Origin of the sequence: Acinetobacter sp. YH12063 (assembly GCF_013419715.1) — a bacterium.
In the GTDB taxonomy this organism is placed as follows: domain Bacteria; phylum Pseudomonadota; class Gammaproteobacteria; order Pseudomonadales; family Moraxellaceae; genus Acinetobacter; species Acinetobacter amyesii.
The window spans coordinates 44,206-67,432 of sequence record NZ_VOZO01000003.1 but is presented as its reverse complement, the minus strand read 5'-3'; the positions used below and the strand labels follow the sequence as shown (position 1 = coordinate 67,432).

The window sequence follows — 23,227 nt, the reverse complement described above, 5'->3', positions numbered from 1 at the left end:
CTCAGCTAGGCTTTTAAAAGCTATGAATACCTCTAGTATCTCGCTTAAATTCAGATAAAATAGGCTCACCTTATTTTTTTGCTTTGCATCAAAACAAGTGAATTATCATACGATGATGGTGTTTTGTTTTCGCCTTTCGGCAGTATTTTTCGTATCTAAATACACTCGCTGAATAATCACAATAATACAAATCAGTGTGTTAAGTGTATTCACCTATAGGAATAGGATTTAGTTGGAATGAATAGTTTTAAAATTGCACTTGCTCAGTTCTCTCCGCATATTGGTAACCTAGAATCAAACGCAGCAAAAATGCTTCAACAAGCCAATGCTGCAAAAGAACAGAATGCAGATATTATTGTTTTTCCGGAACTTTCTACAGTTGGTTATCCTGCTGAAGATTTATTATTACGTCCAAGTTTAAATAAACGTACACAGCAAGCTTTTGAACAATTGGCGAGCGTTAAGGACATCGTTTTAGTCTTTGGTTTTGTGAATCAAACTGAAGATGGTCAGCGCTATAACTCTGCTGCTGTCATGAAAAATGGTCAAGTTCTCGGGATTTACAATAAACAAAATCTTCCAAACTATAGCGTTTTTGATGAAAAACGTTATTTCAGTGAGGGTCATCAACACCTTGTCTTTGAATATTTAGGTCATAAGTTTGGTGTGTTGATTTGCGAAGATGTTTGGGCATTACCAACTGTTCAACAGCTTGCTCAGTTAAATGTTGAAACCGCTTTGGTTTTAAATGCTTCACCTTATGAAGTTGGTAAACCACAGCATCGCATTGAAACCATGGCTGCATTGACCAAACAATTGAACATCAATTTGGTTTACTGTAACCAAGTGGGCGGTCAAGATGACCTTGTCTTTGATGGCACAAGCTTTGTGATGAACAATTTAGGTGAAGTTGCATTGCAAGCACCGAGTTTTGTTGAAGATCTATATATCGCAGAATACGATGCCGAACAAAAAGCCTTTAAAACAGGTGCAATCACCCCTGTATTAAATACCATGGCTGAAATCTATCAAAGCCTTGTGATCGCAACACGTGACTACGTACAACGTTCAGGCTTCCCAGGTGTGATTTTAGGTCTATCTGGTGGTATTGACTCAGCATTAACTTTAGCGATTGCTGCCGATGCAATTGGTGCCGATAAAGTTCAAGCGGTCATGATGCCATATACTTATACTGCGCAAATCAGTGTTGAAGATGCGGCTGAACAAGCCAAGAATATGGGCGTGACTTTTGGTATTGCCGAAATCAATCCAATTGTGAATGGTTTTATGCAAACCTTGTTCCCATTCTTTGGTGATGCACCGACCGATGCGACTGAAGAAAACTTACAAGCGCGTTCTCGCGGTACATTGTTAATGGCCTTATCGAACAAGTTCGGCAATTTAGTCCTTTCTACAGGTAACAAGTCTGAATTATCTGTTGGCTACTGCACATTGTACGGTGACATGGTCGGTGGCTTTGCGGTTCTTAAAGACGTCTATAAAACGATTGTATTTGAACTAGCAAAATACCGTAACAGCATTTCAGAAACACCAGTGATTCCTGAACGTGTAATTACTCGCCCACCTTCTGCGGAACTTCGTCCAGATCAGAAAGACCAAGACTCATTACCTGAATACGAAGTATTGGATGCCATCTTGTATGCGTATATCGAAGAAGACATGAGCCAAGATGACATCATTACCAAAGGTTTTGATGCTGAAGTTGTGAAAAAAGTGATCCGTTTGGTTGATCTAAACGAATACAAACGTCGCCAAGGCGCGATCGGTCCACGTATCAGCTCACGTGCATTTAGCCGTGAACGTCGCTACCCGATCGTGAATGGTTGGAAACCGGGTATCTAATTACTCGATTCAAATCAAAAAGCCCAGTTCTATCACTGGGCTTTTTTTTATAGGCGCAAAAAACACAGCAGTAAATATAAAAAGTAATTGAGATGTGTATTTCAAAAGTTAGGACATCAATTCATAACATCAAAGATTTGAGTTCTCTTTTATTTCTACATTAACATCGTGAACAGATCATTTTATTAGTGCAGTAATTATTTCAATCTATTTGACTTTTTCTAGGCACAAAAAAAGAGACCAAGCTGAGAGCTTGGTCTATAAAAATGGTGGCTATGACGAGACTTGAACTTGTGACCCCCGCATTATGAGTGCGGTGCTCTAACCAACTGAGCTACATAGCCGTAAACTGTGGTGGCATTATCTAGATTTCACACATTATCGTCAAGCATTTTTGTTTGCAATTGTTCAGAGTTTAAACAAGCAAAGTTCAAGATGTTACTATTTAAGCAAATCATGCTATTTTTAGCCCTAATTACTATATTTTTTGATTAAAAATTAGAGTTTTATCATGCAATTTAATCCGATAAAAAAAACCTGTCTGACCCTCAGCCTTGCCGTCATGACCTTAACGGGCTGCCAAATCGTTTCGCCTATTTTTGTTGACTACTATGGTGTGCGACGTGATGTGGCGACTTGGATTAATAAACAGCCCTTATTAAGCATGCAACAAAAGCGTAGCATGGCTCAACTTAGCCGAGCACAGCAGCCTATCATTCGACTCGACTTCAATGATCAGGAGAAGTTAGTCAGTGTTGCGCGCGCCAATGAAGCTGCGATGTATTGTGCCAATCAGCATTTATCAGCACGACAGATTCAACGCCTGCAAAAACAGATCTTCCCTGAAGATGCGTTGTATAAATTAAGCTTGCTTGAGCAACAAGCGTTGCATATTACCCTGACAGATCAAGAGAAACGGTGTGATTGAAACCATGTCCACTGATGGATGAATTATCTAGGCTCAATTTTTTCAGCACCAAATTGTCTTACAATCTAGACATAGCTGCTTACATTATTGAGCATTTTTGCTATCGCTAAGCATGGTGAAAACAAGTCTATATTTTTGCAATATTTTTATTGCTAATTTCGCAATATCCCTATGAATTTACTTGGTTTTATTCCTAAATAAAAAAGCGTATGATGAAACTATGATCAATGTAAATAGCGCTTTTTTTCAGGTTTTTCCATCCAAATTCAATTGATCAGATAAGGAGAAATAAGATGGCTTTAAATAATATTTTAGTTCCAGTGGACGGTTCAGAAACTTCTTATGCTGCGGTGGCTAAAGCTGTCGAGTTTGCAAAAACTTTTGGCAGTAAAATTACTGTGGTTCAAGTACTGACACTCGATCCATATATTGCTGCTGAGTATATTTCAGCAGCGCAAACCAATGATTTAATTGAACGTGCTCGTGCATCGATTTTAAATACACTTGAAGAAGCAAAAGCTAAATTTTCAACTGAAGGTGTCACGGTTGAAACTCGCCTACTTGAAGGTCAAGTGGTACATACTGAACTGGTTAAAGCTGCAGAAGAGGCACATGCAGACTTAATTATCATTGGTTCACATGGCCGTACAGGGATCAAAAAATTCTTCTTGGGTAGCGTAGCTCAAAGCGTACTGGGTGCTTCTGACATTCCAGTTTTGGTTGTGCGCAAATAAACCACTAGATTTATAGCGTGAAATAAAGAGCCTTCTAACCCTAGAGGGCTTTTTTTTACCTTAGCCATGAACAGATAAATAAAAGAGTCTACTTAGGGCAACCATTGATATTGTTTCAATGAAATGCGCCCATTCACCACAAAGATATTTTCAGCTGCCAATTTCAATTGCTGAATATTTTCGCCTTTTTCATTACAGCGCTGCGTGCTGATTTTTCCCTGCGCATTGACCACCCGATGCCATGGGATCGTTGATGTTGCATCTAGATGCTTAAGCACATAGCCAACTAGCCGTGCATGCTTCGGTAAACCCGCTAATTTGGCAATTTGTCCATAAGTGGCAATCTTCGCTTGCGGTATCAATTGAATAACCGACAAAATCTGCGTTGCCAATTCATCACTCTGCTTCACATGAGCTCCTTTGAGTCGCATCAAAAAAGAGAACCCTAAGGTTCTCTTTGATTAATACTTAATTTTTACAGATTAGTACAGTAATTGGTTGTGATCGATTAGATCTTGTAAAGTCACATCGGTATTTTTCAAAGTGAGTAATTCAACTTTATCGACACATTTGGGCTATGACAACCATTTGTATAAATATCGCCCCTTGGTAGAGAGCGCATTTATGCAATTAAAAACATGGCGAGATATCGTATTTCTTATGCAAAAAGACAGCGTCATTTAAAGCAGAACTTCAAATAAACTTTATCATGATGTGACTAAAAGCTTCATGACGGCACACCTTACACGTCGGACTGTCTTTAAGAATTCATTTCTTCCCAAAGCCACAGTTTTTTGTCTTTTCATGGTTTCGCATTTTTTCTTTGAGGAATGACTAGAGTGCTTATAAATCTGAAATGATATGCCTACAGCATTTTGTGTCATATGCGCCATCGGTATAGCTAGAATTCATTGGCTCACTAGGTGAAATTTATGCAAGTAAGTTTTCTAGTACTTATGAACTGCTGACATTGTTGTCATGAGCTGAATTGTCCATGTTTGCAATGTTTTCAGCATCTATACCAATACGAAGTTTACGCCATTGTCGTCGACCTTCAGACTGATGTTTATTAGGTTTCGATTCACCTTCAGCTAATAACTTCAAACCTATAGAGTCAACAAGTAGATGTAGTCCATCAGAACTTTTTTGATAGCTAATCGCAATATCAATATGTTTTTATCTCCTGCTGAATGACCAGTCATAATTTCCCACATTTTGCTGTTTCATGATGGAACACAGCTAGAAATAAAAAAAGGAAATGCTCAAGCATTTCCTTTTTTTAAATCGAACAAAGCAATTTAGAAGTTTTCGGGATTTTCTAATCGACGAACTTCTTGCACTTTCTCTGGATTATGTACAGCAGCAACACCATCATCCGCTTTGGTATCTATTAATGCTTCTGGGTTATATACCGTGATGGTTTCATTACCATGTATATCTTCGCCCACGATATATTGGAAACCCTTTTTATTCATTTTATGGCACATTCTTTGATACCAACCTTTGAAACCTTTGGTTTCTTCATTCGGGTTGTAATAAAAAGCATTCATCACAGCGGGTAAACCTAGGCCACACACGAGGCCCGACATTAAGACTGCAATAAATGTATATCCAATCAAAATACTGCTGTATTCACTGAGTTCAGGAATATTGGCAACAGCAAGGATTAAGGCCAATGAAATACCGCCACGAACCCCACCCCACGATAAGATGGCAAGGCTACCGTTGTAACTTTTTTTGCGGAAACTTGGGAAGAATGCAAAAGATAAATAGTTTGCTGCAAAGCGCGATGCATGCAAAATGATAAACGCCACCATACCGCCTAAAATTAAGCTGATACTTAAATCTAAGATAAATAACTCGAGACCGATCAGGGTAAATAAGAAGGAATTGATGATTCCTTCCACGGTATGCCAGAAATGGTTCACTTCCCTGATTTCTCGGTCTTGGAGGATTTCTTTCCATTTATTCCCAACGATCAGACCACCAATAACACATGCAATTGGTGCAGATGCATGTGCGAATAAAGCGACTAGATATGAACCACTTGCCAATAATGCTGTGGTTAAAATCAAGGACTCCATTTCATGTTTACCGCGGAGTAAACGTAAAATCCCTAAACCAAATGCCCAACCAATAATGACTGCAACAACAATTTCATATAACAGTGTTTCAAGCGTACCAATGACGGTAAAATGTTCACCTTGCAAAACATTGAGTAAAGTCATAAACACAGCAATACACATGGCATCATTAAAGAGCGATTCGCCTTCTAATTTCACCATCAAATGATGTGGGGCACGTACAGAACTTAATACACCTTTAACCCCAATTGGGTCAGTCGCACCTAAAGCAGCGCCTAATAATAACAACACCAATAAATCAACATGATGACCAATTAAGAACTGATAACCATATAAAGCAACACCAAAAAACACCGCACAAAGCACCAAGGCAATACTGGCCAAAATACTGATCGGCTTCCAATGTAAACGTAAATCTGAAACTTTAAATTTCAAGGCTGAAGAGGTCAAAATAAAACAAATCACGCCATTAATTAAAAAGTCATAAAAGTCGATATGACGAACTGCCTCTTCAATATTGTGCAAATTAATCGTCACAAATTGATTGCCATTGAGTAAACTCGCACCCCATTGCAAAATAAAGACAAAAATTGCAGAAACAATGGGAACACCTATGGCTTGTGGAAAACCCAAGATACGTTTATTAAAAATGGTGGTTGCAATCGAAAGTGCAAAAATAACGGTAAAAACCTGTAGAAAAAAATAATTTCCCATTTCGTTCCCAATTTTGGTGCTGTGTCGCCTACAGAGTGAGATATAGGTATTTTAAAAATAAATACTAAATTATTTGGTATTTAAAAATAAAATATTTTAACGAATTTTATCTAAATACCGTGTATAAATTCAGTTTTTTTCACATCTTTTATCAAGATCATTTAACATAGCAAACCTGCATAGATTTTATGCATTTTCATCATCTACATGATTTCTCCTATGCATCAGACTATTAAAACTGTTTTTCGACTTTTTTTTGCTGCGGTGATCTTTATCATTACTGCGGCCCTGATCCTCACTTGCTATAGCAAGACACAGGAAATTTTACGTGCTAAGCACTATTTTAGTCAGGCAAAAACCATCTCACTCGATTCAACGCCCAAAGAACAATTGGTTTTGGTCTCCAATAATGAATCACCTGATCATGCAATATTTATCATGCTGGCGAATAATGGTTATCTTGCCAAGCTGAGCTGTGAAAACTATGCACAAGATATTTGTCTAGATGAATTTAATCAGCAACATACCCGACAAATTCAACACCTCGATTTACTCAAAATTGGACAATTTCAATATATCCAAAATGTGAGTTTCACCAATAGCCGCACTGGTCAAAAACAACAATTACGCTATAGCGATGCCCAATTAAAACAGTTCTATCAAAACGATATTTCAGGCCTTAAATATACTGTTTTTGGCGTAGCTTTATTTGCATTTGCCGCATTGTATGTCAGCTATCGCATTGTTCGAAACTTCAAATCATTTCTCAACAAATAAGCTTCAATCTATTTTTCAATAAAAAAAAGAGGATGTTTGCATCCTCCTTTTTTTGTTTTAAATGGCTTGGTTAAAGGTATCACAGCTATTGATATTGCCTGATTTCAACCCTGTCTGGAACCATTTCATACGTTGTTCACTGGTGCCGTGCGTGAAGCTATCTGGGACAACTTGCCCAGTTGCACTTTTCTGTAAATAGTCATCACCAATCTTATGTGCAGCGTCCATCGCTTCTTCTACATCACCCTGCTCTAAAAATTGGGTACGTTGTTGATTATGATGCGCCCAAATACCCGCAAAGCAGTCTGCTTGTAGTTCTTGCATGACCGAATAACGATTACCTTCAGCTTTAGACGCTTGCGCACGCGCCTGCTGAACTTGCTCAGAAATGCCTAAAATCGTTTGGATATGGTGTCCAACTTCATGGGCAACCACATAGGCTTGCGCAAAATCACCCGCCTGATCTTGACGACTCAATTCAGTTTGATTTTGTTCACCCGTAATGCCCATTTGCGTACGCATATCTTTAAAGAATGCAGTATCAATATAAACCTTCTGATCTGCTGGGCAATAAAACGGCCCCATTGCCGCTTGTGCTGTACCACAACCTGAATTGACCACACCATTAAACATAACCAATTTAGGCGCTTTATACTGAGCATTTAACTGTTCTTGAAAGACTTTATTCCACGTATCTTCCGTATCGGCCAAAACAGTGCCAACAAAATCCATCGCTTCTTGTTGTTCAGGTGTTGGATTATCCAAACCTTTGACTTCAGCCGTTTGACCCTGTGAAGTCACTTGTTTGGTCGCCTGATAAGCTTGCTGCGGATCTACACCAAAAAATTTCCACGCAACAAATGCCACAACCAAACCGAGAATACTGATCCCACCCGCTTTTGCACCGCCACCACCGCGACGGTCTTCTACGTTTGAACTAACTCTTCGACCTTTCCAGCGCATAGTGATCTTCCTTATATAAAATAGTTGATATCCGTGCGTTTACAGATTAATCCTTTTGCGACTTTGGCCATACTTTTTGAACTAAAGATACGACGCACAGCACGATTAAACCTGCAATAAAACCTGTCACTAAATTGATTAAAGTCGGTGTTAATGCACCCACAATACTGCCAACTGTAGGAATATGTTCTGCATAATCTACAGAGCCTTCAATAAAATGGTGTAGTAAAGGCACACCATGGGTAATGATGCCACCACCCACTAAAAACATGGCAATGGTACCGACAATGGTCAATGTCTTCATCAACTTAGGTGCAAATGCTAACAAACCTTGTCCAACGGTCTTTTTAAATTGTGATGCTTGTTGAGTGAGATAAAGCCCTAAGTCATCAATTTTGACAATCATCGCGACAAAACCATAAACACCAACAGTCATTAAGATCGCAATCACCGAAAGCACCATGACCTTAGTCCCAAATGCCGCGGTTGCCACCGTACCCAATGAAATTACGACAATTTCAGCAGATAAAATAAAATCTGTGCGGATTGCACCTTTGACTTTTTCTTTCTCAAAAGTCACCAAATCCGTTTCAATTTGCGCCATCTCATCGCGAGCAACTTCTTCTGTTTTGGCTTTTTTATGATGCAAACTATGCAGGACTTTTTCCACACCCTCATAGCACAAAAACAAACCACCAATCATCAAAAGCGGTGTAATCAGCCAAGGTGCAACCACACTGATCAATAAAGCAGCCGGAACCAAAATTAATTTATTAACAAAAGATCCTTTGGCGACAGACCAAACGACAGGAAGTTCACGATCGGAACGGACACCACTGACTTGTTGTGCATTCAGTGCTAAATCATCTCCAAGGACACCCGCTGTTTTTTTGGCTGCCATCTTACTCATCACAGCAACGTCATCCAACACAGTTGCAATATCATCAAGTAAGATTAATAAGCTACTCGCCATTATTTTTATCCTTTAGGCATTTTTTAATATTCTAATTCTATTTAACGCTAAAATTGTATTTAGTTTTTTAATAATTAACAAAATATTCACCCATTTTTCAGTCAATTGTGCTGTGTCAGTAACAATCAAAAATAGAATGCCGTACAATGGGGACATTCTTTGAAAATCAGCCGTAGCTTTGACTACCACTTTGGAACAGATAATGAGTACTCAAGATAATCGTCCAGTGATTTTGACTGGCGACCGTCCGACTGGACAATTACATTTAGGTCATTTTGTAGGTTCTTTACGTTCACGTGTAGGTTTACAAGATTCGCATCATCAACATCTTCTTTTAGCTGATGCTCAAGCCTTAACTGATAATGCCGATAACTTCGAAAAAGTTCGTCGCAATATTATTGAAGTCGCAACCGATTATCTTGCTGTAGGAATTGACCCAACCAAAACCACGATTTGCGTTCAATCATGCTTACCAGCATTGAATGAATTGACCATGTTGTATTTGAACTTTGTGACGGTTTCTCGCTTAGAGCGTAATCCAACCATCAAATCTGAGATTCAAATGCGTGGATTTGAGCGTGATATTCCTGCAGGTTTCTTATGCTATCCAGTAGCTCAAGCTGCCGATATTACAGCGTTTAAAGCATCTGTCGTTCCAGTGGGCGAAGACCAAATTCCAATGATTGAACAAACCAACGAAATTGTTCGTCGTTTAAACCGTCAAATTGGTCGTGACGTACTTCCTGAATGTAAAGCTTTACTCTCTAATGTAGGCCGCTTACCAGGTTTTGATGGTAAAGCAAAAATGTCTAAATCTTTGGGCAATACCATTGTGCTTGACGCGACTGATAAAGATATCAAGAAAGCTGTTAATGCAATGTATACCGATCCAAATCATTTACGTATTGAAGATCCAGGTCAAGTTGAAGGTAACGTCGTATTTACTTACCTCGATGCATTCGATCCTGATAAAGAAGCTGTTGCAGAGCTGAAAGAACACTATCGTCGTGGTGGCCTAGGCGATGGTACTGTGAAAAAGCGTCTTGAAGGCGTGCTAAAAGAGCTGATCGGCCCGATCCGTGAACGCCGTTTAGAATTGCAAAAAGATCCTGACTACATCATGGATATTTTAAAAACCGGTACCGATAAATGCCGTGATATTACCCAACAAACGTTAGATGAAATTAAATCTGGACTGGGTGTTTTCCACTTCTAAATTTAAAAAATTCTATAAAATTAAGCCTTTCCAATGTGAAAGGCTTTTTTATAGGCACTTTTTGTGAAGGTATTCACAAAATCTCCTTAGTTTTAACGTTAGGTAACATCACTTAACGTGAACACCAATGAAATGACTGACCGTTCACTCTATTATCTATTTATGTTTTAGGAATACCTAAATTCATAACATTTCTCCTTTACCGAACCTGTGAAAACAGATTCGTTGTTATACGCAATGAACACCCCAATCATTGCGTATTTTTTTGTCTGAAAATTGGCTAAGAAGAATTAAATATCCTCTATTGAAACAATAAAAAAACCCGCATTAAGCGGGTTTTTTTATTTCAAAAACTAAATTAGTTTTTATGACGCATATGTGGGAACAAGATCACTTCACGAATACTTGCAGCATTGGCAAATAACATGACCAAACGGTCAATACCGATACCCTCACCCGCTGTAGGAGGTAAGCCGTATTCCAATGCTTCAATGAAGTCTGCATCGTAATGCATTGCTTCATCATCACCTGCATCTTTTTCGGCAACTTGGGCTTGGAAACGTTCAGCTTGGTCAATCGGATCATTTAACTCTGAGAAACCATTTGCCAACTCACGACCACCGATGAAGAATTCAAAACGGTCCGTAATATGTGGATTTTCATCATTACGACGTGCCAATGGTGAAGTTTCCGCTGGGTATTCTGTGATGAATGTCGGTTGACGAAGTTCTGTTTCAACAGTTTCTTCAAATACGATAGTTTGAAGTTTGCCTAAACCAAAACCAGGTTTTACTTGCTCTTTCAGTTCATTTTTAATGAAGTTTGCAAGGAACTCACGATCAGATACATTTTCAGCAGTGAACGATGGGTTATGTTCAAGAATCGCATCAAACATCGAAATTTTCTTGAATGGACCTTTGAAGCTATACACTTCATCACCATAAGGCACATCAGTCGAACCTAAGATGTCGATGGCCAATTTTTCAAGCATATTTTCTGTCAAAGCCATCAGGTCTTTGTAGTCTGCATATGCTTGGTAGAATTCAATCATGGTGAATTCTGGATTATGACGTGTTGATACACCCTCGTTACGGAAGTTACGGTTAATTTCGAACACGCGCTCAAAACCACCAACGACCAAACGTTTTAAGTAAAGCTCAGGCGCAATACGTAAAAATAAAGGCATATCTAATGCGTTGTGGTGAGTTTCGAATGGACGCGCAGATGCACCACCCGGAATCACATGCATCATTGGTGTTTCAACTTCCATGAAACGCTCATTGCTCAAATATGAACGAATACCTGACACCACTTTTGCACGAATTTCAAAAGTTTTACGTGTTTCTTCGTTCATGATGAGGTCTAAATAACGCTTACGGTATTTAACTTCAGTATCAGTCAAACCATGGAATTTGTCTGGAAGTGGACGGAGTGATTTGGTTAAAAGCTCAAAATGTTCAATATGAACATAAAGGTCACCTTTACCAGAACGACCAATATAACCTTCAATGGCAATAATATCGCCCAAATCGAGTGCTTTAATTGTTGCAAGAACATCAGCATCCAACTCTTTACGTGGTACATAAAGCTGGATACGACCAGTCATATCTTGGATTACGATGAATGAACCACGGTTCAACATCACACGACCAGCAACTTTTACATAAACCTTTTCGCCTGCTTCAATTTCTTCTTTTGATTTTTCAGCGAATTGATCTTGTAGGTCTTGTGCATAGTGTTCACGCTTAAATGTGTTAGGCCACGGGCTAACACCTGTTTCCTTGGCGTGCTCTTTGATGTGCTCTAACTTGGCATGACGCTGTGCAATTAAATCGTTTTCGGAAATGGCTTGTTCAGAAGTCGATTGAGCGTTATGTTGCGTCATCTCTGTCTCAAATAGTTAAAAAACGGAAGTTGCATAGCATAGCAGATTTCCTTTGAATTGAGCAGTAAGCAATGCGCGCATTTTTTTAATAAGTAGAAATTTATCGAAGTAAGATGTTTTAATCGTTATACCTTCAGGTAGACATAGAACATACCTTACAGATGTGCAGTAGATATAAATTAAATACTCAAGCTCTAAAACCTACATTTTAATGATATCAGATGATAACTAAAAGCTTTAAAAAATACTTATAACTATCAATATATTAAAATATGTATCAATAACTTAATTCAACCTTTTAATCTATTTACTTTAAGACTAAAGTCTTTTAAATGCCTATAAATTAGACCAAAAGCTAAATTCTCTTTTTGACAATTCTCTATACAATGAAGTCATAAAATTGTTGAAAAATAAAATATTCAACACATCCAAAAATGTTTGAAAACAGTGTGTAGAAAAACAATGACTTCCTGCTTATCGAAAATTCTGTTTTTACATGGATTGGATTCTTCCCGTGAATCTACGAAGTTCCATGCCATCAATGCAAAACAAAAATTCTGCATTGAAGTGGACTATCGCAACTTAAATTTTCAAACTGTTGCGGATTTTTACCACGAGAGTATTGAAACCATTAAGCCCGATATCATCGTCGGGCATAGTCTCGGGGCATATTGGGCATTAAAAATGTCGCTGTTTCATCGTATTCCGTGTGTAATTGCCAACCCGAGTCTGCATCCAGACTTTCGCGACGACTACCCTGCAATTAATGAAATGGATTTGGATCACGATATTCCACAAATTGCATATATCGAACGTGGCGATGAAATCTTAGATATGTATGAAGCAGAACAACAACTCGAAGACTATATGCAAGTTCAAGTGATGGATGGCGGACACCATCGTCTACAATGCCCTGAAAATATTAATGATTTAATCCAACATCTCGAATTAAACTATTTAAAAAAATAAATCATAAGATTAATCATAAGTAGCAACGTCTTTTTTATCAGACATAAAAAAGCCCTGTCATAGACAAGGCTTTTTACATTTTAAAACTGACGCTTAGGCAGCATCTGCTTCAGGACGTGTTTTATCATCTAAAACAGACCAAATATTTAGTCCTAAATCTTTATGCAAGTCAGGCAAATCTAAGAAAATGCTTGCGCCTAAAACTTGGTGTTTACATTTTTCAGCCAATTGTTTCACTGCACGAAGCGTACCGCCCGTCGCCAATACGTCATCCACAATAATTACTTTTTGTGATTCGATTTCAGCTGACATTTCAAGACGATCTAAACCGTATTCAAGGCTATAACCAACACCGACAACAGGTGGTGGTAATTTTCCGGCTTTACGTACCAACACCAAACCTTTGCCTGTACGCTGAGCAAGTAAGCTTGCCAAAACAAAACCACGCGCTTCAACTGCAATAAAGCTATCTACTTCTGCCAATTGCTCAGCTGGAATACTTGCAATTAGGGCATCAGTTAACGATTCGATGTTATTCATAAATAACGGCGTAAGGTCAAAGAAGCAAATTCCTGGTTTTGGGAAATCTTGGACAGTACGAATGTTAGACCACAATGCCGCAGCAGTAGAATTACTCATAATAGGAGAAAATAAATTAAGGAAGGAATGTGTGAATTTTAACGCGATTTGAGAGAAAAGAACAGCTAACCCCCGACTAAAATGCATATTTAAGATACAGCAAATTTACATAAGTTATTGATTATTAATATTGTATTTATTTAAAAAATATCAAATATATATTTTCCTAATCATAAAATAAAAGATTTTAGAGTTTTTTTCTGCAAGACTTTAGTCTATGAAGATAGAAAAAGTGGTATTTAGAACCCAATTCACGGAAATGTATTCGAATACACATATCAATAGGCATAAATATTGTCAGACAATTTTTCCCAGATCTGGGGTTTTTATGATATTTATTGTCCCTCACTGCCATTCTGCTTTTAATTTCACTCATTAAACTCTTAGCCACTTTACTTTATAGTCAGAACTGCGTAAAAATTTAGCATAAGAGTCTACTGTATAAGGTGATTTAACCTTAAGGAATAAACTTATACAGTTATGAAGTATTTACTGACTTAATTTTGTGTCAGTTTTTGGAGAATGGAATGAAAAAGTATCAGTGCATCGTTTGTGGATGGATTTATGACGAAGCAGAAGGCTGGCCACAAGACGGTATCGTCGCAGGAACGAAATGGGAAGATATCCCAGATGATTGGACTTGCCCAGACTGTGGTGTCTCAAAAGTAGATTTTGAAATGGTTGAAATCTAATAAATAGAATCTAAGGCCATCATCGTTATGGTCTTTTTTTTGTCTTTAAAAAAATATGAAATGTGTTTGGAGTTGAGTATGCACCCTATTGTCATTATTGGTTCTGGTATGGCGGGATATGCCGTTGCACGTGAATTTCGAAAGTTAAATACTGAACTAGAACTTATTATGATCTGTGCGGATGATGCCATTAACTACGCTAAACCGACATTATCCAATGCGCTCGTTGGTAATAAAACTCCTGAGCAAATCCCTCTAGGGGATGCCGAAAAAATGTCGGCTCAACTCAATATGCAAATCATCAATAAGAGTTGGGTTAAATCCATTGATGCAGCAAAACATGAGCTTACTATTGAAAGCCAAAATGGAACTCAAACACAACTATATTCAAAACTCGTTTTAGCCGTCGGCGCAAATCCAATTCGCTTAGCTATATCGGGTGATGGCAGTGAAGACATTCACGTCGTCAACAATTTAGATCACTACAAAGCTTTCCGTAAACAGCTTGCAGCACGTGAAGATAAACGTGTGGTGATTTTAGGGGCAGGCTTGATTGGCTGTGAATTTGCCAACGACCTCCAAAATACTGGGGCGAAAGTATCGGTGGTCGATTTAGCTCCGCAACCTTTGGGTCGCCTACTGCCGTCTCATGTTGCCGCTAAATTCCAAAGCAATTTAGAAGAAACGGGTATTCAATTCGTTTTAGGTACGACAGTCGACAAAGTGTCACGTATTGAAAATGGTGACTATCAAGTGAGCCTTGCCAATGGTCAAAGCTTAGTGGCAGATGTTGTGTTGTCTGCGATTGGTCTACAGCCTGAAATTAACTTGGCAAAACAAGCCGGCATTCACACCAGTCGTGGCGTATTAACCAATAAAGGCTTAGAAACCAACTTGGCAGATATCTATGCTGTCGGTGACTGTGCTGAAGTCAATGGTACCCTTCTTCCATACGTCATGCCGATCATGCAACAAGCACGTGCTTTGGCAAAAACCCTCAATGGCGAACATACCGCAGTGCATTATCCTGCCATGCCTGTAGCTGTTAAAACACCTGCTGCACCTTTAACTGTCCTTCCTGCGCCTATTGATGTAGAAACCCAATGGGAAACAGAAGAGCTTGAAGATGGCATGATTGCCCGTGCGATCGATCAAGATGGCGTATTACGTGGATTTGTACTGCTCGGTGCAACTGCTGGGAAGCAACGCTTAACTTTGACTAAGCAGGTTCCGGACTTGATTCCTGCTTCAGTTTAAGGTTTAAATACAAGGACGTCCTGATAATAATAGACGTCCTTTTTAAAGGAAAATAACAATGAATAGTGCCCTTCAGTTTAATATTTCACCTTATGCCTCTTTTATGCATGAAACTCGCGTAGAGTTAGGCAATGGCATTGAACTTCATGTCGAGGTGGGTGGTCATCCTGAAGATCCTGCAATCTTATTGATTATGGGACTCGGCGCACAAATGTTGTATTGGCCTGATTTCTTTTGTAAGTCCCTAATAGACCAAGGTTACCGAGTTATTCGCTTTGATAATCGCGATATTGGTCTGTCGAGTAAAATTCGTAACCCAGGCCCACGTCTTAACACCTTTAAACTGATGGGACGTTTTGCCTTAGGTCTAGAGAATCAAGGTGCGCCCTATGATCTCTACGATATGGCAGACGATGTTGCACTATTAATTGATCGTATGGGACTTGATAAAGTCCATATTTTAGGCGCTTCGATGGGCGGCATGATTGCTCAAATCGTGGCGGCACGCTATCCAGATAAAGTGCACAACTTAAGCTTACTTTTTACCAGTAACATCCAACCCTTACTTCCACCGCCATTTCCAAAGCAATTATTTAGTCTAATTGAAAAACCTGAATCTAACGATGAAGATGGCATTATTAACCATAGCCTGAAAGTTTTTAATATTATAGGCTCTCCAGGCTATATTAATCAGCTTGAAGCGATACAAACTGCACGTAAACTCTATAAGCGGAGTTTTTACCCAGCGGGTGTACTTCAACAGTTTTTAGCAATATTATGTACAGGTTCCCTGCTGCAGTTGGATAAACAAATTCAGCATAAAACCATTGTGGTTCATGGAGCTCGTGACCGTTTGCTGCCGCCAAGCCATGGTAAGGCCGTTGCAAAGGCTATTTCAGGTGCTAAATTTGAATTAATTGATGGAATGGGGCATGATATCCCACCGCATTTTATTCCATATCTTAGCGGTTTGTTTGCTGATCACTTTAAATCATAAATTAGGACACTATGGCTGCATTACCATCCTTAAGACAGCTGTCATATCTAGTAACACTGTCAGAAACGCTACACTTTACTGAAGCTGCGCGTCGTTCTTTTGTCACCCAGTCTACTTTGTCTGGCGGGATCATGGAACTTGAGCGTTTACTAGGTGGCGTATTGGTAGAACGCGACCGTCAAAACGTGCGTTTAACTCCTCTTGGTGAACAAGTTGTCGGAAGAGCTCGAGTTCTATTGGCAGATGCGCAAGACCTAATGCGTTTAAGTCGTGAAATGAGCGAACCTCTAACGGGTGATTTACATCTAGGGGTCATTCCTACTATTGCGCCATTTTTACTTGCACCATTATTAGAAGAAGTGCATAAGCAACTACCAAAAATTCAATTGCATTTACATGAAGCACAAAGTGAAAAAATTGTTGAGAAACTCGAGCACGGTAATCTAGATATCGTATTACTTGCTCTTCCTTTCGATACACGTAGCTTGAAAGTTGCAGAAGTAAACAAAGAAAAATTGTTCTTGGTGTACAACAAAGCTGACCAAAATGCAGCTCAAGCGAAATCGTTAGACGACCTAGATTTATCTCGTTTAATGTTGCTTGAAGAAGGCCATTGCTTACGTGATCATGCTTTGAGTGCTTGCCCGATTGGTGAACGTAAAAACGACCATCGTTTAAAAGCAAGCTCATTGCCAACTTTGGTTGAAATGGTTTCCGCAGATTTAGGCTTTACCTTATTGCCTGAAATTGCAGTTCATACCAATATGATCAAAGCCAATGAAGATTTGGCTGTGAAAGAAATTGAAGCAAGCCCTACACGCACATTAGCATTGGTGACGCGTAAAAGTACGCCGCTTCAAAGTGAATTTGATGTATTGCTTCAAATCTTGCAGAAAATCACTAACAATCTGCACTAACTAATCAGTGTGAAAATTAAAGAGAGCCCTGTGCTCTCTTTTTTTATTTGGCAGAAGTTAATATTAATTTAAAAACTGATGTTACTCACGTAAAAGTAATTTCGCATTTTTAAATCTATTCGATGGAATCTTACATCTAGGGATTGAATAAAGAGATTAGTTTTCGGCTGGAGGTACTCTTACGAAACGTTGTTTCTTCATTCGGCAAAATGAGAAGTGCGCTTCGTAAGAAAACCATCTTGCAGAGCAATGCTCCTCACCGCAAAACTCGTTCACTAGCGTCTACTTATTCAAAGTATCGCAAAAACATTTTTGATTAGAAGTCATCCTGTCTCAAACACTTGCGGATGGCCTTACGCATATCGGTTTTTATTTAAATCAAATCGCGCTTCTGATGTTACTATATAACATCAGTTAAAAAATGAAATACAGCATCTAGAAAAAAGAAAAGGCTAACCCAAATAGGTAGCCTGATAAGGTAATATATGACTTGATGTATATCTCAATTCATCGCCTCGATAATATCTTCACACTAGCCAGATAAGTAAGAAGATAAATACATCTTATTAAAATATAACCTTCGTTAAAATCACTAGTTTCAGGTATTTTAGATAAAGTAGGCGAATTGAAAATAAGGTCCTATAGAATAAATGTTGACTAAAAATCAATCACATTATTTTAAATATTTACTACGCTTTATATTTAAAATAACTAAGCAATAGATAGAAATAAATTCATATCGGAAACAGTCCAATTTATCCGTTGTCAAAATACGATATTCACATTTCGATTATTTTTTTCAATCCGAATACAAATTTAATTGTTATTTAACCAATAAATCTAAAATTAAAAACAAAAAACCATAAATCTTTTCATTCAAAATAATGAAAAACACCAAAAATATACGCTATTTAAATTCTATTAAATCACAATAACTTAATTATATTTTGATGTATAAATCCCAACTTCTAGGTATATTTTTATGATTCGCATTCGTGCAAATTATGGAAATGCAATTTGATTAAAATAATAAATGAGCGAAATGTATGATGAGTGAATTTTTATTACCAGTACCCGTTTTGATTATTGATCATCAATCGATGACTTCAAAAACAGTGCTGTTTAACATCTTAGGAGACCTCGGTTATCCTGAAGACCTCATTACATTTTCAGAAAATTTAGCAGATGCGGAACAGCAAATTTTCAATCAATTGCCCAATTTAATCTTTTTAGTGGTCACTCAACAGTCTGATATCTCTTTCATCCATAAAATTAAGAAAATCTATCCTTCAAGTAATCTCATCATTTTAGTCAATGAACAGTCTGCCGATTTAACTTTACATGCGATTCAGTTAGGTGCAACTGCCTATATGTTGATTCAACAGCCAATTGAAGACACGTATAACCAGCTGAAAACCATTTTAAGAGGTGGCGCTGCCCTGCACCCAAGTTTTGCAAAATTTTTATTGAGTGAAACTTTTAGTCCGCAAAATGCAGCGCCGAAACAGCTCAGTCTAAATCCAGCAGAATATCAAATTTTGGATATGGTCAGCCATAGCGCGACTCAAGAGCAGATGGTCCGTGAGTTAAAACTTTCAACGTATCAAATTGATGGTTTTGTTAAAAATATCTACCGAAAAATTAGTAGCTACAGCTAAATTTAGTTCAGATAAATGATTCAAAAAAACTTATAAATTAAAAAAATAAAGGGAGCATTGCTCCCTTTTACTTTTCTAACGCATTTATTTAAATGCTTCTATAAGGACATGCTGTGAATTGTGTGCTTCCTCACCCTCTTGAACATGCGTACGAATCCAACGCCCATCACTTTGGAGCAACCAAGCTTGCTGATTATCTTTTAGATAATTCACTAAACCTAATTGATAAATACGCTTTTTCAAGGCTGGATCTTCAATTGGGAAACAGGCTTCCACGCGATTAAATAAATTACGATCCATCCAGTCTGCACTTGAACAAAAAATACGTGAATCACCATTATTACTGAAATAATACACTCGAGTATGCTCTAAAAAGCGCCCAACAATAGAGCGCACGCGAATATTTTCAGACAGCCCCGGTAAACCTGGACGTAAACAACAAATAGAACGAATAATTAAATCAATCTGCACACCCGCTTGTGAAGCTTCATACAGTTTATTGATCAACTGAACTTCAGTTAATGCATTGACCTTGACAATGATTTGCGCAGGCTTACCTGCTTTTGCATTGGCAATTTCATTATCAATATAATTGATCAGTTGAGTATGTAAGGTAAATGGCGCATGCAGCAGTTTTTTCAACTTCGCCATTTTGCCCATTCCGGTCAGTTCTTGGAAAATACGATGTACATCCTCACAGAGTTCTTTATCGGTAGTTAACAGGCCATAATCGGTGTAGATACGCGCATTGCCCGCGTGATAGTTACCCGTACCTAAATGTACATAACGCACCAATTTATTATTTTCACGGCGTACCACCAAAATCATTTTGGCATGGGTCTTATAGCCCACGATGCCATACACCACCACTGCACCCGCTTCTTGTAATACATTGGCTACAGCAATATTTGATTCTTCATCAAATCGTGCACGAAGCTCAATTACAGCGGTGACTTCTTTACCATTACGTGCTGCTTCCGCTAAAACTTGCACAATCTCCGAATCTGCGCCACTTCGATAAAGCGTTTGTTTAATGGCCAAAACTTGTGGATCACGTGCAGCTTCACGCAGTAAATTAATTACCGGTGCGAATGATTCAAAGGGATGGTGCAGCAAAATATCTTGCTTTTGCATCGCACTAAAAATGTTTTCAGATTTTTTGAGTACTTTCGGTATAACAGGAATATGCGCGTCATAACGTAGATGTGGACGTTTAAAGTTTGACAGTAAACGTGCAAGGTTAACTGGTCCATCTACTTTATAGAGTTGCTCTTCTTCTAAATCGAACTCATCAAGCAAATATTCATAAATATGCTGCGGACAATTTTCTGTCACTTCCAAGCGAACGGCGCGACCAAAACGACGTGAATTCAACTCACCTTTCAGAGCTTTGGCCAAGTCTTCAACATCTTCATTCAAAGCCAAATCGGCATTACGCGTCACGCGGAATTGGTAGCAACCCGTCGCCGTCATACCGGGGAACAAGTCAGAGACATGTTCATGAATAATTGCCGATAGCATCACGTGATGTTCTTTTCCACCGGTTAACTCATCAGGGAGTCGAACGACACGTGGCAGCGAACGTGGTGCAGGTACAACGGCTAAGTCAATCTGACGGCCAAAAGCATCCTTCCCTTCTAAAGTCACAATAAAATTCAATGACTTGTTGACCAAGCGAGGGAATGGATGTGCCGGATCTAAACTAATTGGGGTTAAAACTGGTGCAACTTGTTCTTGGAAATATTTTTTTACCCATGCCGACTGTGCAGGGGTTAACTCACCACGACGCAAGAAGCAAATGTCTTCTTCACGCAATTTGGGTAAAATTTCTTGATTTAAAATACGATACTGGCGCTCAATTGCCGCATGCGCTGTCGCAGAAATTTCATCTAATACTTGTTTTGGTGTTAAGCCATCTGGACTGCGGCTTTCATTGCCTAAGTCTAGTTGCTCCATCATTCCCGCAACACGAATCTCAAAAAATTCGTCTAAGTTACGTGAAAAGATCAGCAAGAAATTCATGCGTTCAAGTAATGGATGTATCGGATCAACCGCTTGTTCGAGCACACGCAGATGAAAGTCGAGAATCGATAACTCTCGATTAATATAACGATCATTATAAGTATATTCAGTTGGTACTTGCGCGACTTCAGCTGCGGTATTCATTTCAAACCCATATTAAAAAATGTGTGCTGTACTCAGTTTAGTATGCTTCAAATTTGTGACAATTTCATAAAAAAAGCCCATAAAGATGAGCTTTTTGTTGTAATTCAAATCGCTGCCATGCCATTTGACAAGTGTTTAGATCATTCTTAATCTGGGATATGGCTATAACGCATATATTTTTGGATCATACGTTTACGATAATTTAGCTTACGATCTTGTCGATTTTCATCATAATATTTTGGATTAGGTAAAATAGCCGCAATAAATGCCGCTTGCTCTCGGCTCAAACTCCGTGAACTTTTACCAAAATAGTGCTGTGTTGCAGCTTCTACGCCATAGATATTGTCCCCAAACTCAACCGAGTTGAGATATACCTCTAAAATGCGTTGCTTCGTCCACATACGTTCCATCATCCATGTTGCAACGGCTTCCTGCCCTTTTCGGATAAATGAACGCTTATTATATAAAAATAAGTTTTTTGCCAATTGCTGAGAAATGGTAGACCCACCTGCGACTACTTTGCCTTTATCTTTATTACGTTCTAAGGCATTTTGCATGCCTTCCCAATCAAAACCTTTGTGTTGTAAAAACTTGCCATCTTCCGCGGCAACAACAGCATGTTTGACATAATCACTGATTTGGTCGTAATCACGCCATTCGTGTTTAATCGGTTTTGATGGCTCAGACCAATAATCTAAACGCATCATCATCGTGGATTCCACAGGATGTGTACGCCACCACACCAGACTACCAAAGATCCAAAGCTGCACCAAAAGCACAAGACTGACAAGAATTAACAATGTACGAACAATAAAGGCTTTCATGTCAGTGTGTTACTCCAGAAATTCTGTTTTTTCATGTTAAGCTTATTTTTAAATATTTTGACACAGTACAAGAATAGCATGTCTGAACTCAGCCCTCCTGCTGTATCAACCCGTAAGCTGCAAATCCAACTGTGGTGGATCACGGCACTCTTAATTACCATCAATGTTGGACTCTTTGGCTGGCAAGTGCTGCATGGAATGAACGTAAGCCAACCCGACACACTGGATGCTTTGCATTGGGGTGCTGATTATGCACCTTTAACCTTTTTAGAGGAACCCATCCGCTTATTCAGCAGTATGTTTTTTCATTTTGGCCTGATTCACCTGATGTTGAATATGTGGGCTTTGTATATTTTTGGCAGTGTTGCCGAGCAAATGTTAGGTCGTTTCTACTTCCTCGGCCTGTATGTTTTAGCCGGACTGATGGGAAGTTTATTGAGTGGGTATTTAACCATTCAAAACAGTTATACATTATTGGCCGAAGGTGCAGCCAATCAGCAACTTTTTCCGAGTATTGGTGCAGGCGCATCGGGTGCAGTGATGGGTCTCGGTGCAGCGCTGACGATTATTTCGCTGCTCCCCATGTTACCTAAACAGCAATTTTATCTGGATAAAAAAACCTTATTGATGGTGATGGGGATTAACCTCGCGATGGGCTTTATGATCAGTGGAATTAATAATGCCGCGCATATTGGCGGCATGTTGATGGGGGCTGCGTTGGCTTTCATTTGGTATGTGGGACAAAAAGTACATCAATCCCTAATCATTCAAATGATCGGTCTAATCGCCGCAACTGTCGGATGCTATCTGTTTTATCTGCATTGCCAACAATTAATCCAACCGATTTTACCGCTTTGGGAACACTTTATCCTGCTGATGAAGCAATCGCTCACAGCACATTAAATAGTGGAATGAACCCAGTGGCTATCAACACAGACATTTTGAAAACATGTCAAATCATGTCTAAAGCT

At 38.8% G+C, this 23,227-nt stretch carries 20 protein-coding genes, 1 tRNA gene and 1 pseudogene; 12 read left to right on the top strand and 10 right to left on the bottom strand.

Annotation, left to right across the window (positions count from 1 at the left end; all coding sequences use genetic code 11):
• Positions 1-237 precede the first annotated feature (237 nt).
• Positions 238-1,863 (top strand): NAD+ synthase, encoded by a 1,626-nt coding sequence (locus FTU12_RS05000; RefSeq protein ID WP_180113890.1) that lies wholly within the window; start codon positions 238-240, stop codon positions 1,861-1,863.
• A 267-nt stretch (positions 1,864-2,130) separates the two neighbouring features.
• Here the strand turns inward: FTU12_RS05000 and FTU12_RS04995 are convergent.
• Positions 2,131-2,207, bottom strand: a tRNA-Met gene (locus FTU12_RS04995).
• Between the two features lie 167 nt (positions 2,208-2,374).
• On the opposite strand from FTU12_RS04995, the gene FTU12_RS04990 reads away from it, so the two are divergent.
• Together FTU12_RS04990 and FTU12_RS04985 are read left to right on the top strand one after the other, a co-directional pair.
• Complete coding sequence (locus tag FTU12_RS04990; protein ID WP_180113889.1) at positions 2,375-2,791, top strand: hypothetical protein; 417 nt, start codon at positions 2,375-2,377, stop codon at positions 2,789-2,791.
• Between the two features lie 293 nt (positions 2,792-3,084).
• Positions 3,085-3,525 (top strand): universal stress protein, encoded by a 441-nt coding sequence (locus FTU12_RS04985; RefSeq protein ID WP_180111213.1) that lies wholly within the window; start codon positions 3,085-3,087, stop codon positions 3,523-3,525.
• A gap of 92 nt (positions 3,526-3,617) precedes the next feature.
• On the opposite strand, the gene FTU12_RS04980 is transcribed toward FTU12_RS04985, so the two are convergent.
• The 3 genes and pseudogenes from FTU12_RS04980 to FTU12_RS04970 all read right to left on the bottom strand — a co-directional run bounded on the left by FTU12_RS04980 (position 3,618) and on the right by FTU12_RS04970 (position 6,323).
• Complete coding sequence (locus FTU12_RS04980) at positions 3,618-3,956, bottom strand: MGMT family protein (protein ID WP_180113888.1); 339 nt, start codon at positions 3,954-3,956, stop codon at positions 3,618-3,620.
• A 312-nt stretch (positions 3,957-4,268) separates the two neighbouring features.
• Positions 4,269-4,701 (bottom strand): annotated as a pseudogene (locus FTU12_RS16420) (transposase); the annotation flags it as partial.
• A gap of 122 nt (positions 4,702-4,823) precedes the next feature.
• The gene (locus tag FTU12_RS04970; RefSeq protein ID WP_078189922.1) at positions 4,824-6,323 is read right to left on the bottom strand and encodes a sodium:proton antiporter; all 1,500 of its coding nucleotides are present in this window, start codon (positions 6,321-6,323) and stop codon (positions 4,824-4,826) included.
• A 219-nt stretch (positions 6,324-6,542) separates the two neighbouring features.
• Here FTU12_RS04970 and FTU12_RS04965 point away from each other — a divergent pair, with 219 nt between their 5' ends.
• Positions 6,543-7,100, top strand: a complete 558-nt coding sequence (locus tag FTU12_RS04965; protein WP_180113887.1) for a hypothetical protein — start codon at positions 6,543-6,545, stop codon at positions 7,098-7,100.
• 57 nt (positions 7,101-7,157) lie between these two features.
• Here the strand turns inward: FTU12_RS04965 and FTU12_RS04960 are convergent, their stop codons facing one another.
• Positions 7,158-8,063: a neutral zinc metallopeptidase gene (locus FTU12_RS04960; RefSeq protein ID WP_078193008.1), complete on the bottom strand. Its 906-nt coding sequence runs from the start codon at positions 8,061-8,063 to the stop codon at positions 7,158-7,160.
• A 46-nt stretch (positions 8,064-8,109) separates the two neighbouring features.
• On the bottom strand, positions 8,110-9,036 hold the full coding sequence (locus FTU12_RS04955) for a DUF808 domain-containing protein (RefSeq protein ID WP_180111526.1): 927 nt from the start codon (positions 9,034-9,036) through the stop codon (positions 8,110-8,112).
• Between the two features lie 202 nt (positions 9,037-9,238).
• Here FTU12_RS04955 and trpS point away from each other — a divergent pair, with 202 nt between their 5' ends.
• Positions 9,239-10,252, top strand: coding sequence for a tryptophan--tRNA ligase (trpS, locus tag FTU12_RS04950; protein ID WP_168379231.1), 1,014 nt, complete (start codon positions 9,239-9,241; stop codon positions 10,250-10,252).
• 358 nt (positions 10,253-10,610) lie between these two features.
• On the opposite strand, the gene lysS is transcribed toward trpS, so the two are convergent.
• On the bottom strand, positions 10,611-12,137 hold the full coding sequence (lysS, locus tag FTU12_RS04945) for a lysine--tRNA ligase (RefSeq protein ID WP_180113886.1): 1,527 nt from the start codon (positions 12,135-12,137) through the stop codon (positions 10,611-10,613).
• Between the two features lie 462 nt (positions 12,138-12,599).
• Here lysS and FTU12_RS04940 point away from each other — a divergent pair, with 462 nt between their 5' ends.
• Positions 12,600-13,106: a YqiA/YcfP family alpha/beta fold hydrolase gene (locus tag FTU12_RS04940; protein WP_078193013.1), complete on the top strand. Its 507-nt coding sequence runs from the start codon at positions 12,600-12,602 to the stop codon at positions 13,104-13,106.
• Positions 13,107-13,199: 93 nt separating this feature from the next.
• Here FTU12_RS04940 and FTU12_RS04935 read toward each other — a convergent pair whose 3' ends face one another.
• Entirely contained in the window at positions 13,200-13,745 is a 546-nt protein-coding gene (locus FTU12_RS04935; protein WP_078189930.1) for an adenine phosphoribosyltransferase, read from the bottom strand.
• Between the two features lie 527 nt (positions 13,746-14,272).
• Here FTU12_RS04935 and rubA point away from each other — a divergent pair.
• The 5 genes from rubA (at position 14,273) to FTU12_RS04910 (ending at position 19,266) form a co-directional block, all read left to right on the top strand.
• A complete protein-coding gene (gene rubA / locus FTU12_RS04930) occupies positions 14,273-14,437 on the top strand; it encodes a rubredoxin RubA (protein ID WP_005179369.1) in 165 nt (54 codons plus the stop codon).
• 78 nt (positions 14,438-14,515) lie between these two features.
• On the top strand, positions 14,516-15,694 hold the full coding sequence (locus FTU12_RS04925) for an NAD(P)/FAD-dependent oxidoreductase (RefSeq protein ID WP_180024096.1): 1,179 nt from the start codon (positions 14,516-14,518) through the stop codon (positions 15,692-15,694).
• Positions 15,695-15,752: 58 nt separating this feature from the next.
• A complete protein-coding gene (locus tag FTU12_RS04920; protein WP_218948325.1) occupies positions 15,753-16,691 on the top strand; it encodes an alpha/beta fold hydrolase in 939 nt (312 codons plus the stop codon).
• A gap of 11 nt (positions 16,692-16,702) precedes the next feature.
• Entirely contained in the window at positions 16,703-17,608 is a 906-nt protein-coding gene (gene oxyR, locus FTU12_RS04915) for a LysR family transcriptional regulator OxyR (protein ID WP_180007453.1), read from the top strand.
• A 1,046-nt stretch (positions 17,609-18,654) separates the two neighbouring features.
• Positions 18,655-19,266 (top strand): response regulator transcription factor, encoded by a 612-nt coding sequence (locus FTU12_RS04910; RefSeq protein WP_180113885.1) that lies wholly within the window; start codon positions 18,655-18,657, stop codon positions 19,264-19,266.
• 84 nt (positions 19,267-19,350) lie between these two features.
• Here the strand turns inward: FTU12_RS04910 and ppk1 are convergent, their stop codons facing one another.
• Complete coding sequence (ppk1, locus tag FTU12_RS04905; protein ID WP_180113884.1) at positions 19,351-21,432, bottom strand: polyphosphate kinase 1; 2,082 nt, start codon at positions 21,430-21,432, stop codon at positions 19,351-19,353.
• 146 nt (positions 21,433-21,578) lie between these two features.
• On the bottom strand, positions 21,579-22,256 hold the full coding sequence (mtgA, locus tag FTU12_RS04900; protein WP_078193019.1) for a monofunctional biosynthetic peptidoglycan transglycosylase: 678 nt from the start codon (positions 22,254-22,256) through the stop codon (positions 21,579-21,581).
• A gap of 78 nt (positions 22,257-22,334) precedes the next feature.
• On the opposite strand from mtgA, the gene FTU12_RS04895 reads away from it, so the two are divergent.
• Positions 22,335-23,159 (top strand): rhomboid family intramembrane serine protease, encoded by an 825-nt coding sequence (locus tag FTU12_RS04895; protein ID WP_180113883.1) that lies wholly within the window; start codon positions 22,335-22,337, stop codon positions 23,157-23,159.
• Positions 23,160-23,227 lie beyond the last annotated feature (68 nt).